Genomic DNA, 12,309 nt, shown 5'->3' with positions numbered 1-12,309 from the left:
ACCGCACAGCGGAGGGCGAGCCCTTCGCCTTTCCCTGGGTCAGACGTTGATCTGGGAGCCCATGATGACGACTCGGTCGCGGGGCAGTCCGAAGTAGTCGGCCGCGTCGGCGGTGATACTCGAGGTGGCGACGAAGAGTCGCTTGCGCCATCGCGTCATACCGGGTGCGTCGCTGACGTGCAGTTCGATCGTGGACAGAAAGTACGACGTCTCGTCCAGGTCGATCTCGAACTCTGCGCTCTGTTCGGAGGCGAGCCGCAGAGCTCCGGGAAGGTCAGGGTCCTGCATGTAGCCGAAGCGTGCAGTGACGTGGATGATGCCGTCGTCGCTGTAGCCGAGGTCGTCCAGGACGATGCGATCCGACTCAGGGACGCGGGGGATCGGTTCGGTCTCGATCGAGAGGATCACGACGTTCTCGTGCAGCAGGTGGTTGTGCTTGACGTTCGCCCGCATTGCCAACGGGGCAGTCGTCTTGCCCCGGTTGAGGAACACCGCAGTGCCGGTCGTGCGGGGGACAGCCGGTGAGCGATCATGCAGCTCGTCGATGAACTCCTGGAGCGGTCCCTCGTCGTGCTCACGTTTCTGCGTGACCAGCTCGCGGCCCTTCTGCCAGGTCGTGAGCACGGTGAACACGGTGACGGCGATCAGCAGCGGGAGCCATGCGCCATGGACGAGCTTGGTGAGGTTCGCGGCAAGGAACATCAGCTCGATGAGCAGGAAGCCCCCGGCTCCCGCCAGCACCAGCCACCACGGCTTGCCCCACTGATGGCGGACGACGTAGAAGAACAGCAGAGTGGTGATCGTGATCGTGCCAGTGACCGCCATCCCGAAGGCGAATGCGAGCGAGGCAGAGGTCTGGAAGGTGAAGACGAGCGTGAGGACGCCGACCATCAGCGCCCAGTTGACCCACGGGACGTAGATCTGACCGATGGTGTCCGCGGACGTGTGGGTGATCCGAAGCCTGGGCAGATAGCCGAGCTGCACAGCCTGGTGCGCCACGGAGAAGGCACCCGTGATGACCGCCTGCGAAGCGATCACCGTGGCCGCTGTCGCCAACAGCACCAGCGGGATGAGTGCCCAGCCCGGGGCCAACAGGAAGAACGGACTGCTGACCGCCCCCGTCGGATCCTGCAGCACCAGCGCACCCTGGCCGAGATAGCTCAGGATGCAGGCGGGGAAGACGAGCATCAGCCAGGCGCGAGTGATGGGGGCTCGGCCGAAGTGCCCAGGTCGGCGTACAGCGCTTCGGCGCCGGTGATGGCCAGGACCACGGCGGCAAGCGCGAAGAAGGCGACCGAGAAGTGGCCGGTCAGGAAGCCGACCGCATACGTGGGGGAGAGTGCCTTGAGGACACGGGGTTCCTGCACGATCCCGGAGATGCCGAGGGTCCCGACAGCCACGAACCACACGACCATCACCGGGCCGAAGGACCGTCCGATCCGAGCTGTGCCGAGGCGCTGGGTCGCGAAGAGCATCACGATGATCGTCGCGGTGGTGGGGACGATCAGCGGCTCCAGGTCGGGTTCGACCACCTTGAGGCCCTCGACCGCCGACAGGACCGAGATCGCCGGTGTGATCATGCTGTCCCCGAAGAACAGCGAGGCGCCGAAGATGCCGAGGGCTGCGAGCGCCAGTTTCGTACGGCGTCCACCCGGCACGGCGTGGCTGCGGATGAGAGTGATGAGGGCGAGGATCCCACCTTCGCCATCATTGTCGGCGCGCAGCACCAGCATGACGTACTTGATCGTGACGATGACGGTGACTGACCAGAAGATCAGCGAGATGACTCCGAAGACGCTGTCGATGCCGGCGTCCACCGGGTGGGGGTCCTCAGGATTGAAGACGGTCTGGATCGTGTAGATCGGGCTGGTGCCGATGTCACCGAAAACGACCCCGAGAGCGCCGACGGTGAGCGCACTGCGGGCAAGACCTGGCGTGGCGACAGCGGATGAAGTCATGGAGCCCTCGCGCAATCCGGGGCTCAGGGGGCCGGGTTCTCCAGCACCGAGCCGGCTTGGTCGGCCAACAGGATGGCGACCTTACGCTGCTCCAAGGAGGGGCGGGCGATCGCGCCGGCTGCGGTGAGGATGAAGTGGCCCACGATCGTGTCGCCGCGACTCACCCGTATGGCGGTGTACTCGTCGGTGGGCAAGCCGTCGCGATCCACGTCGACCAGCTTGGCATCGCGAGTGACTACTCCCTGGGTGTTCATCAGCGCGACCCGCGGATCGAGCCTGGGTCCCGGGGCGAATCGGCACTGCGCCACGCCCAGCACGAGCTCGATCTGCTCGCAGATGTGCTGCAGCAGCGCCGCTGGGGTCTCATGGCGCAAGCTCACGTTCTCGACGGTTCCCAGCACACCGTCGAGGTAGCCGGCGCGACGGCTCGAGCGCACCTGGTGCCGGTGGCCCCAGAGCGCCACCTCGGTCACCGCGGCGCCGATGAGCACCAGCAGGACCGTCGCCTCGATGTCGTTGGCGTCGTCAATGGCCAGTTGCCCGTAGGGCTCGGTGAGGAAGACGTCGAACCACAGCCCAGCAGACACGGCTGCGACGAGTCCCGCGGCTCGGTCACCCGTGCTGGCCGCCGCCACGACCAGCAGCACCAAGACCAACACCGAGGTGGCTGCGGAGATGTCGGAGCGAAACAGTGACAACCCGGCGCAGACAAGCAACGGCACCCCGACGGACGCCGCGATCAGCCAGGCCCTGTGGCGCACGGTGAACTGCGGATAGCTCATGGCTCCATCATGACGCTGGACTTCGTCCGGGAACGGGCGTTGACAGTTCGCTAACGCGATCCCCGCGACTCGCAACGGAACGTTAACGCGACCGGTCAGCCCGTCGTTTGCATGCCGTCAACATGAGCCGGATCGGCGTTACTGAGTTGTTAACGCGGGCCGCTGAAGGCATGTGCGGAGGGAAGGTTGCACCAAGACCGTTGATCGGTCACCTGATGACTGGAGTCCTGATGCAAGACCTCGTGTTCGTGATCCTGGCTATCGCGTTCTTCGCCGTGACCGCGCTGATCGTGAAGGGGGTCGAGCGGCTGTGAGCCCCGAGAACTCTGTCGGCTTGATCCTCGCCATCCTTCTCGTCGGCTACCTCGTGGTGGCCCTGCTGTTCCCGGAGCGTTTTTGACATGTCTGACACCACCGCCGGCCTGTTGCAGGTCGGGTTGCTGCTGGTCGCCCTTGCCGTGTGCTATCGACCGCTGGGTGCCTACATGGCCCGCGTCTACACCAGCGAGCACGACTCTCGCGTCGAGCGCGCGATCTACCGGGTCATCGGCGTGGACTCCAGGGCGGATCAGCGTTGGCCGGTCTATGCGCGATCGCTCCTCGCATTCTCGGCTGCGAGCATGTTGGGCCTCTACGCGCTCCAACGGCTTCAGCCGCACCTGCCCATGAGCCTGGGCTTCCCCGGCGTCGCACCCGACCAGGCCTTCAACACGGCGGCGTCGTTCGTGTCGAACACGAACTGGCAGTCCTATTCGGGTGAGTCGACGATGGGTCACCTGGTCCAGATGTCGGGCCTGACCGTGCAGAACTTCGTCTCGGCCGCTGTCGGCATGGCTGTGGCGGTGGCGCTGATCCGGGGCTTCATGCGTTCTCGCACCGAGCGGATCGGGAACTTCTGGGTGGACCTGGTGCGGGGCACGCTGCGCATCCTGTTGCCGATCTCGGTCGTCGGGACGCTTGCCCTGATCGCCCTGGGGTCGGTGCAGAACTTCTCCTCCGGAACCACCGTGACGACGGTCTCGGGCAACTCTCAGACGATCACCGGGGGACCTGTGGCCTCGCAAGAGGCCATCAAGGAACTGGGCACCAACGGGGGAGGCTTCTACAACGCCAACGCGGCGCACCCGTTCGAGAACCCCAATGCGTTGAGCAACCTCCTGGAGATCTTCCTCCTGCTGCTCATCCCGGTGGCCCTGACCTACACGTTCGGTCGCATGATGAAGGACCAGCGACAGGGCTACGCCATCCTGGCTGCCATGGCTTCGCTGTGGGGCCTGATCCTGGTCGGGATCTCGGCCCTCGAGGCTGCACACCCTGGTACGGCGCTCAAACTTGCCGGGGCAGCGATGGAGGGCAAGGAGACCCGATTCGGCGAAGCCGCATCGGCGCTCTTCGCGACCTCGACAACCGGCACCTCGACCGGTGCGGTCAACTCGTTTCACTCATCGTTCACCGAACTGGGCGGCGGGCTGACGATCTTCAACATGGGTCTGGGCGAAGTGTCGCCGGGCGGAGTCGGCTCCGGCCTCTACGGCATGCTCGTGCTGGCCATGGTGACCGTGTTCATCGCGGGGCTGATGGTCGGGCGCACGCCGGAGTACCTCGGCAAGAAGATCACGGCGAGGGAGATCAAGCTCGTCTCGCTCTACATCCTCACCTCCCCGGTTCTGGTTCTGGCCGGCACCGGACTCGCCATGGGTCTGGACTCGGCGCGCGCTTCGATGCTCAATCCGGGCTCTCATGGCTTGTCAGAAGTGCTCTACGCGTACATGTCGGCGGGCAACAACAACGGCAGCTGTTTCTGCGGCCTCTCGGCGAACACCGGGTTCTACAACACCTCGCTGGGTCTGGTGATGCTGGCAGTGCGGTTCATCCCTATCGTCCTGGTCCTGGCGCTCGCAGGGTCCCTGGCCCGGCAGCAGCCCATTCCGGCGAACGCCGGCACTCTGCCCACCTATCGGCTCCTGTTCGTCGGGATGCTCGTCGGCGTCGTCGTGATCGTTGCCGGGCTGACCTACTTCCCGGCACTCGCCCTCGGCCCGTTGGCGCAGGGCTTGTGATGGCGACAACCACGCCCACCGCCAGCCCCGACAACCCGAACACCACTTCCGAAGGAACGACCCGAATGTCTGCTTCAACACCGACCTCGCGGGTCCAGGCGGGCTTGCTGGACCCTCGCATGCTGCTGACCTCCCTCCCGGATGCAGCCCGCAAGCTCGACCCACGCGCGATGATGCGTAACCCGGTCATGTTCGTCGTCGAGGTCGGGGCCGTCCTGGCCACGGTCCTGGCCGTGGTCGATCCGACACTGTTCGCCTGGTCGGTCGTGGTGTGGTTGTGGCTCACCGTGGTGTTCGCCAACCTCGCCGAGGCCGTCGCCGAAGGGCGCGGTAAGGCCCAGGCAGCCACACTTCGTCAGGCCATCACCGAGCAGGTCGCACGCCGATTGCTGCCCGACGGCAGCGAGGAGTCGGTCCCGGGCCCCCAACTGACCCTGGGGGACAGGGTGGTGGTCGAGGCGGGCGAGATCATCCCCGGCGACGGTGACGTGGTCGAAGGCGTCGCCAGTGTCGACGAGTCGGCTATCACCGGCGAGTCCGCGCCCGTGATCCGGGAGTCTGGCGGCGACCGCAGCTCGGTCACCGGCGGCACCAAGGTGCTCTCGGACCGCATCGTGGTCCAGATAACGGCCAAGCCCGGGGAGAGTTTCATCGACCGGATGATCGCCCTGGTCGAGGGCGCCTCCCGACAGAAGACTCCCAACGAGATCGCACTGAACATCTTGCTGGCCAGCCTCACCATCGTGTTCCTGATGGCGACCATCACCCTTCAGCCGTTCGCCATCTACTCCGGTGCCGAGCAGTCCTTGATCGTGCTTGTGGCGCTGTTGGTCTGCCTGATCCCCACCACCATCGGTGCGCTGCTCTCCGCGATCGGCATCGCCGGGATGGATCGCTTGGTGCAGCACAACGTGCTGGCCATGTCGGGACGAGCCGTCGAGGCGGCCGGCGACGTCAACACGCTTCTCCTGGACAAGACCGGCACGATCACCCTGGGCAACCGGCAGGCCGCCGAGTTCCTGCCCGTGACGGGTGTCAGCTCCGAGGCGTTGGCAGATGCCGCCCAGTTGTCGAGCCTTGCCGACGAAACCCCGGAGGGACGTTCGATCGTGGTTCTCGCCAAGACCGCCCACGGGCTGCGCGAACGGCAGGTCGGTGAGCTCAAGACCGCCCACTTCGTGGTGTTCACTGCCCAGACCCGGATGAGCGGGGTCGATCTCGACGACGGACGCGAGATCCGCAAGGGGGCGGCCACGGCTGTCATGAAGTGGGTCCGAGACAACGGCGGGCACCCCAGCGAGGAGGTCGGCGCCATCGTGGATGCCATCTCCACCGCCGGCGGAACCCCCCTCGTCGTCGCCGAACGCAGTCAGGACGGCCTAGCGCGGACGTTGGGTGTGATCAACCTCAAGGACGTCGTCAAGGAGGGCATGCGCGAACGCTTCGACGAGATGCGTCGCATGGGGATCCGGACCGTGATGATCACCGGCGACAATCCCCTCACCGCCCGGGCGATCGCCGAGGAGGCCGGTGTTGACGACTTCCTCGCCGAGGCGACACCCGAAGACAAGATGGCCTTGATCAAACGCGAACAGCAGGGTGGCCGTCTGGTGGCGATGACGGGCGACGGCACGAACGACGCTCCTGCACTCGCCCAGGCAGACGTCGGCGTGGCCATGAACACCGGCACCTCAGCAGCCAAGGAAGCCGGCAACATGGTCGATCTCGACTCGAACCCCACCAAGCTGATCGAGATCGTGGAGATCGGCAAGCAACTCCTCATCACCCGTGGCTCGCTCACCACGTTCTCGATCGCCAACGACATCGCGAAGTACTTCGCGATCATCCCGGCGATGTTCGGCGGCGTTTACGTCGGTCTCGACAGGCTCAACATCATGCGCCTGGACTCACCGGAGTCGGCGATCCTCTCGGCGGTCATCTTCAATGCCCTGATCATCGTCGGGCTCATCCCTCTTGCGCTTCGCGGAGTGCGCTACACGCCGTCCTCCGCCGCGGCGATGCTCCGGCGAAATCTGGCCATCTATGGCCTCGGCGGCATCGTGAGCCCGTTCATCGGCATCAAACTCATCGACCTGCTCGTGTCCAACATCCCCGGCATCGGCTAGAGAAGGCAGTACAGATCATGGCAACCACACTTCCCGCAACCGTGCGTCAGTACGGCGCCGCCCTGAGGACTTACCTGGCCCTTACCGTCATCCTGGGCCTGGGCTACCCGTTGGTGATGACCGGCCTGGCCCAAGTGGCGATCCCGGGCAACGCGGACGGCTCCCTCGTGACCAGCAACGGCAGCGTCGTGGGCTCCGACCTCATCGGCCAAGCCTTCACCCGGCCGGTCCTGAAGGATGGCGAGCCCGTCGTGGACGCTGACGGCGTCGCCGTCGTCGAGGCCGACCCGCGGTACTTCCAGAGCCGTCCGTCGTCCGCCGGCGCAGGCTACGACCCCCTGTCCACCTCTGCTTCCAACCTGGGTCCGGAGAACGAGGACCTGATCGCGGCGGTCAAGGAGCGCCGCACAGCTGTCGCCCGACTGGAGGGGGTCGCGGAGTCGCAGGTGCCACCCGACGCCCTGCTGGCAAGCGGTTCTGGCCTCGATCCTCACATCAGTCCGGCGTATGCACGTCTCCAGATCCCCCGCATCGCCCGGGAGCGTGGGCTGAGTCCGGACACGGTCTCCGCGCTGGTCGCCGAACACACCCAAGGTCGTGTGCTGGGGTTCCTGGGCGAGCCCCGCGTCAACGTGTTGGAACTCAACCTGGCGTTGGATTCAGCGGCGCGCGAGTAGCGTTTCACCGACCGGGTCCATCGGATCAGTCAAGGAAAGCAGGGACGGAGCATGAGCCGCGGAAGTCTGAGGGTCTACCTGGGTGCAGCACCCGGCGTCGGCAAGACCTACGCCATGCTCAGTGAGGGCCATCGCCGCGCCGATCGAGGCACCGACGTGGTCGTCGGCTTCGTCGAGACCCACGACCGCCCCCACACCGCCGAGATGCTGGAGGGCCTCGAAGTGATGCCGCGCCGGGAGATCGTCCACCGCGATGCCACCTTCACCGAGATGGACGTGGATGCGCTGCTGGAGCGGCGCCCCAAGATTGCGTTGGTGGACGAACTGGCGCACAGCAACGTCCCTGGCGCCCGCAACGAGAAGCGTTGGCAGGACGTGGAGGAGCTGCTCGCGGCTGGGATCGACGTCATCTCCACCGTCAACATCCAGCATCTCGAGTCCATCAACGACGTCGTCGAGAAGATCACCGGCGTGCCGCAGCGCGAGCGAGTCCCCGACGCGGTGGTCCGGGCCGCCGACCAGGTCGAGCTGGTCGACATGTCTCCGGAGGCGCTGCGCAGACGGATGGCGCACGGCAACATCTACGCCGCCACCAAGGTCGACGCGGCGCTGGGCAACTACTTCCGGGTCGGCAATCTGACCGCCCTGCGAGAACTCGCCCTCCTCTGGACGGCGGACAAGGTCGACGAAGCGATGCAGGACTATCGGGCGCAGCACGACATCGAGAGCACCTGGGAGACCCGCGAACGAGTCGTCGTCGCCGTCACCGGCGGCCCCGAAGGCGGCACCCTGATCCGCCGAGCCGCACGTATCGCGGCGCGATCGGCCGGCGGTGACCTTCTCGCCGTCCATGTCACCCGATCCGACGGGCTCACCGGCGCCAGCCCGGCCGACCTGGCGGCGCAACGGCAGCTCGTCGAGACTGTCGGCGGGACTTACCACCAGGTTGTCGGCGACGACGTGGCGCGATCACTGCTGGAGTTCGCTCGAGCCGAGAATGCCACTCAGTTGGTGCTGGGCGGCAGCCGCCGGTCCCGACTGTCGGCACTCGTGTCGGGTCCAGGGATCGGCGCGACCACCATCCGCGATGCCGGCGACATCGACGTCCATCTGGTCACCCACCACCAGATCGGCAAGGGCCGTCGCCTTCCCCACCTGCGGGGCAGCCTGACGATGCGCCGCAGGATCCAAGGCACAGCGCTCGCCATTCTGCTGCTCCCCCTGCTCACCTTCGTGCTGACGAATGGTCAACAACACCTCAACCTCGTCAGCGACGTGCTGATCTTCCTGCTCCTCGTCGTGGTCGTCGCCCTCGTCGGCGGCGTCTTCCCCGCGATGGTCGCGGCGATCGGTGGATCGCTGATCCTCAACTACTACTTCGTGACCCCGACCCACACCTTCACCATCAGGGAGACCAACAACGCTCTCGCGCTGGGGGTGTTCATCGTCGTCGCAGCGCTGGTGAGCTCCGTGGTCGACCTGGCTGCCCGGCGTACCCGCCAAGCGGCTCGCGCCACAGCGGAGGCCGAGACCCTCGGCACCCTGGCCGGGAGCGTCCTGCGCGGCGAGACGGCACTGCCGGCGCTGCTGGAACGGGTCCGCGAAGCGTTCACCCTGACGTCCGTGACCCTCCTCGAGCGCACCTCGTCGTCGCCGTCGGGGCGAGTCACCACCGCCCGTAGTCCCGCGGACGAGTGGACCGTGGTCGCGACGGCGGGTGTCGGTCGCTGCGAGCGGCCCCAGGACGCCGACACCGAGGTGCCGGCCGGAGACACCCTCATGCTCGCATTGCGCGGGCGGCCGCTGCGGGCCGAGGACCAACGCGTCGTAGGCGCCTTCGCGGCGCAGGCAGCGGTCATCCTCGAACGGCACCGCCTCAGCGAGGCCGCAGCGGCTGCGGTGCCCATCGCCGAAGGCGATCGCATGCGAACAGCACTGCTCGCCGCCGTCGGCCACGACCTGCGAACCCCGCTGGCGTCGGCCAAAGCTGCGGTGACCAGTCTTCGCAGTGACGAGATCGACTGGTCCCCCGAGGACTATCGCGAACTCCTCGTCACCGCCGACGAGTCCCTCGATCGACTAGCCCGACTCATCGACAACCTGCTCGACATGAGCCGCCTGCAAGCGGGGGCGCTTTCTGTGGTCAGCCGACCAATCGCCCTGGACGAAGTGGTGCCCCTGGCGCTGGACGATCTCGGTGAGGCCGGAGCTCGGGCAGTCCTGGACGTGGCCGATGACCTGCCCCTGGTGCTGGCCGACCCGGGTCTCCTCGAGCGGGTCGTGGCAAACCTCGTCGGCAATGCCCTGCGCTACAGCCCGGCTGACACGCCCCCGACCGTCACGGGCAGCAGCATCGGTGACCGGGTCGAGCTCCGGGTGATCGACTGCGGCCCAGGAATCCCCGAATCGGCTCTTGATCGGGTCTTCGCTCCATTTCAACGCCTCGGCGATACCGACAACACCACCGGTGTCGGCCTGGGCCTTGCGCTCTCTCGCGGCCTCACCGAGGCCATGGGCGGAACTCTCACTCCCGAGGAGACACCCGGGGGAGGGCTCACCATGGTGCTGTCGTTGCCGAGGGCGCTTCCGCAGGCCGATCCGGCCCTTCGACTTCAGCCTGGTCGTCGAGAGCGCGATGACACCGATGATGCGCCCAAGAACGCCTGGAGCACGTCGTGAACCGCGTCCTCGTGGTCGACGACGAACCGCAGATCCTGCGAGCCCTGGCCATCAATCTGCGTGCTCGTCACTACGAAGTGTTCACCGCCGCGACCGGGACCGAGGCCCTCGCCACGGCCGCCTCGCATCCCCCGGATATGGTCATCCTGGACCTCGGACTGCCCGATATGGACGGCATCGAGGTTGTTCGCGGACTTCGAGGGTGGAGCACGGCACCGATCGTCATTCTGTCTGGGCGCACCGACAGCACGGACAAGGTCGAAGCACTGGACGCTGGTGCGGACGACTACCTCACGAAGCCGTTTGGGGTCGACGAACTGATGGCCAGGATGCGAGCAGTCCTGCGGCGCGCCACCCCGCCGGAGGCTCAGCCCATCGTGACGTTCGGGCACACAACGGTGGACCTGGCTTCCCGACGAGTCACGATGCGCGATGGAGACCACGTCGTCGACGTCCGCCTCACCCCCACGGAATGGCACCTGCTGGAGGTCCTGCTTCGCCACCCGGGCAAACTGCTCACTCCTCAGCTGTTGCTCAACGAGGTGTGGGGACCTGGCTACGAGACGGCCGGGGGGAACCTGCGGGTCTACATGGCCAAGCTGCGACGCAAGCTGGAGGCCAGTCCGGCCAGGCCCCAGCACCTGCTCACCGAGCCAGGGATGGGGTATCGATTCCAGCCAGACCAATCAGAACGGGTGTGAGCGTGATCGACAGTGCTCTGCGTCGACGGACGGCGCCACGCCGAACCGGGATCCCTCGAGGTCACGTTCGAGTTACTACAGTGGCCGGGCAACTGGTTCGGCGTCGAAGCCACCGATGTCGTCGTAAGAGGGAACCCGGTGTGAATCCGGGACTGCCCCGCAGCGGTAAGTGGGAACGAACGGTGTCACACAGCACTGAGCTCACGCTTGGGAAGCGACACCCAGTAGGCCAGAACGAGTGCCCATGAGTCCGAAGACCTGCCAGCGCACCACGTCATCTGCGTGGTGGTCTGCGACTTCCGAGGGAGGAGTCCGACGGACGGGTCGAGATCGTTCAGCATCCCGGCATTGCTCGTAGGTCGCAGACGCATCCGACACGAGCTTGCGAGGGAAGAGCACATGCGATCAACGACAACACGGGAACCGCGTGCCGCGGTCTCTCCGGCCTTCCTGGCCTTCCTCCTGGACCGGTTGACCGAAGAGATCATCGCGGCCACCTATCGCCGACAGACAGCAACGGGACCATCGGTGGAGGCTGCCGAACGTGGGCTGCGCCTCCTCGATGAGCTGATCCTCGGCCTCAAGCGCGGTGAGGCCCCGGACCACATGTCGCTCGGCATGCTGACCGTTGCCTACGGCGACCACCCCGACTTCCGTGCCTCATGGAACCGCTGGACTCCGGCCGACTGAGGCGGCTCACGGTGATGAACACCGTGCGGGCCGTCGTGAGGATCGACACCGGTCATGGGGGTGGAGCAGGCTCCGATTCGCTTCCGTGTCGGCTATCCGCACGGCCTTGTGCTGCGACGGGGCGCCGCGACAGGACCAGGAGGAGGGCCGCGATCAAGAAGAGACCGGCCCCGACCCCCGCCTGCATTCCGTGACGCGACCACCAGGAGGCACCTGGCGGGCTCCCTCGACCAGCACTGTCCGCCCCCTGTGCAGGTGCCGCATCAGGTCCGGCATCGGCCTCAGTCGTCGCTGCCGTGGTGCCCTCTCCCACGGTGAACGTGATCTCGCCGGTGACCGGATGGCCGTCCTCGGAGACAGCGCGGTAGGCCATCGTGTACGTCCCGCCCGGTCCGTCCGTGATGCCCTGTCGCACGAAGGCTCCGTCGACCCGAGGAGTCCCCGAGGTCACCGAACTTCCGTCCGGTGCGGTGACGATCACATAGGCGGGGGAGGAGATGTCCTGGCTGAACTCGAACTCCACCTGCTCTGGCAGAGCCTGGAGCACCGCCCCTTGGGTGGGAGTCGACGCGACCAGCGTGGCGTGCGCCCACGCGGGGGCCACCGAGAGGGTCACCGAAACCACCATGGCCGTTC

General features: G+C 66.4%; 11 protein-coding genes, 1 pseudogene and 1 riboswitch. Of the genes and pseudogenes, 8 read left to right on the top strand and 4 right to left on the bottom strand.

Features of this window, described 5'->3' with window-relative positions:
* Window positions 1-39: 39 nt before the first annotated feature.
* The 3 genes and pseudogenes from AB7I40_RS00685 to AB7I40_RS00675 form a co-directional block, all read right to left on the bottom strand.
* Window positions 40-492 carry a KUP/HAK/KT family potassium transporter gene (locus AB7I40_RS00685; protein ID WP_428346578.1) on the bottom strand — a complete coding sequence of 151 codons (453 nt, stop codon included), beginning with the start codon at window positions 490-492 and terminating at the stop codon, window positions 40-42.
* Between the two features lie 108 nt (window positions 493-600).
* Window positions 601-1,958: pseudogene (locus AB7I40_RS00680) on the bottom strand (KUP/HAK/KT family potassium transporter); the annotation flags it as partial.
* A 23-nt stretch (window positions 1,959-1,981) separates the two neighbouring features.
* Complete coding sequence (locus AB7I40_RS00675; protein WP_428346463.1) at window positions 1,982-2,740, bottom strand: DUF4118 domain-containing protein; 759 nt, start codon at window positions 2,738-2,740, stop codon at window positions 1,982-1,984.
* A gap of 122 nt (window positions 2,741-2,862) precedes the next feature.
* On the opposite strand from AB7I40_RS00675, the gene AB7I40_RS00670 reads away from it, so the two are divergent.
* From AB7I40_RS00670 to AB7I40_RS00635, 8 genes are all read left to right on the top strand, one after another.
* On the top strand, window positions 2,863-3,054 hold the full coding sequence (locus AB7I40_RS00670; RefSeq protein ID WP_428347908.1) for a hypothetical protein: 192 nt from the start codon (window positions 2,863-2,865) through the stop codon (window positions 3,052-3,054).
* Window positions 3,051-3,140 (top strand): K(+)-transporting ATPase subunit F, encoded by a 90-nt coding sequence (gene kdpF / locus AB7I40_RS00665; protein WP_428346462.1) that lies wholly within the window; start codon window positions 3,051-3,053, stop codon window positions 3,138-3,140. The genes AB7I40_RS00670 and kdpF overlap by 4 nt, the downstream gene beginning before the upstream one ends.
* Window position 3,141: 1 nt before the next feature.
* Complete coding sequence (gene kdpA, locus AB7I40_RS00660) at window positions 3,142-4,800, top strand: potassium-transporting ATPase subunit KdpA (protein ID WP_428346461.1); 1,659 nt, start codon at window positions 3,142-3,144, stop codon at window positions 4,798-4,800.
* Between the two features lie 65 nt (window positions 4,801-4,865).
* Window positions 4,866-6,926: a potassium-transporting ATPase subunit KdpB gene (kdpB, locus tag AB7I40_RS00655; RefSeq protein WP_428346460.1), complete on the top strand. Its 2,061-nt coding sequence runs from the start codon at window positions 4,866-4,868 to the stop codon at window positions 6,924-6,926.
* 17 nt (window positions 6,927-6,943) lie between these two features.
* Entirely contained in the window at window positions 6,944-7,603 is a 660-nt protein-coding gene (locus AB7I40_RS00650; protein ID WP_428346459.1) for a potassium-transporting ATPase subunit C, read from the top strand.
* Window positions 7,604-7,654: 51 nt separating this feature from the next.
* Window positions 7,655-10,282 (top strand): ATP-binding protein, encoded by a 2,628-nt coding sequence (locus AB7I40_RS00645; RefSeq protein WP_428346458.1) that lies wholly within the window; start codon window positions 7,655-7,657, stop codon window positions 10,280-10,282.
* On the top strand, window positions 10,279-10,983 hold the full coding sequence (locus AB7I40_RS00640) for a response regulator (RefSeq protein WP_428346457.1): 705 nt from the start codon (window positions 10,279-10,281) through the stop codon (window positions 10,981-10,983). The genes AB7I40_RS00645 and AB7I40_RS00640 overlap by 4 nt, the downstream gene beginning before the upstream one ends.
* Window positions 10,984-11,059: 76 nt before the next feature.
* A riboswitch (cobalamin riboswitch) is annotated at window positions 11,060-11,263 on the top strand.
* Window positions 11,264-11,382: 119 nt separating this feature from the next.
* Window positions 11,383-11,673 carry a hypothetical protein gene (locus AB7I40_RS00635; protein WP_428346456.1) on the top strand — a complete coding sequence of 97 codons (291 nt, stop codon included), beginning with the start codon at window positions 11,383-11,385 and terminating at the stop codon, window positions 11,671-11,673.
* 52 nt (window positions 11,674-11,725) lie between these two features.
* On the opposite strand, the gene AB7I40_RS00630 is transcribed toward AB7I40_RS00635, so the two are convergent.
* Complete coding sequence (locus tag AB7I40_RS00630) at window positions 11,726-12,289, bottom strand: copper resistance CopC family protein (RefSeq protein WP_428346455.1); 564 nt, start codon at window positions 12,287-12,289, stop codon at window positions 11,726-11,728.
* Window positions 12,290-12,309: the final 20 nt, after the last annotated feature.

The organism is Nocardioides sp., from assembly GCF_050246775.1.
Lineage (GTDB): Bacteria > Actinomycetota > Actinomycetes > Propionibacteriales > Nocardioidaceae > Nocardioides.
This window is presented reverse-complemented; position numbering and strand designations above follow the sequence as displayed.

Excerpts from the sequence above, each read along its gene's own strand:
- kdpA (WP_428346461.1), top strand. The coding sequence starts at position 3,142 with ATGTCTGACACCACCGCCGGCCTGTTGCAGGTCGGGTTGCTGCTGGTC.
- AB7I40_RS00650 (WP_428346459.1), top strand. The coding sequence starts at position 6,944 with ATGGCAACCACACTTCCCGCAACCGTGCGTCAGTACGGCGCCGCCCTG.
- AB7I40_RS00645 (WP_428346458.1), top strand. The coding sequence starts at position 7,655 with ATGAGCCGCGGAAGTCTGAGGGTCTACCTGGGTGCAGCACCCGGCGTC.
- AB7I40_RS00675 (WP_428346463.1), bottom strand. The coding sequence starts at position 2,740 with ATGAGCTATCCGCAGTTCACCGTGCGCCACAGGGCCTGGCTGATCGCG.
- AB7I40_RS00635 (WP_428346456.1), top strand. The coding sequence starts at position 11,383 with ATGCGATCAACGACAACACGGGAACCGCGTGCCGCGGTCTCTCCGGCC.
- AB7I40_RS00670 (WP_428347908.1), top strand. The coding sequence starts at position 2,863 with ATGAGCCGGATCGGCGTTACTGAGTTGTTAACGCGGGCCGCTGAAGGC.
- kdpB (WP_428346460.1), top strand. The coding sequence starts at position 4,866 with ATGTCTGCTTCAACACCGACCTCGCGGGTCCAGGCGGGCTTGCTGGAC.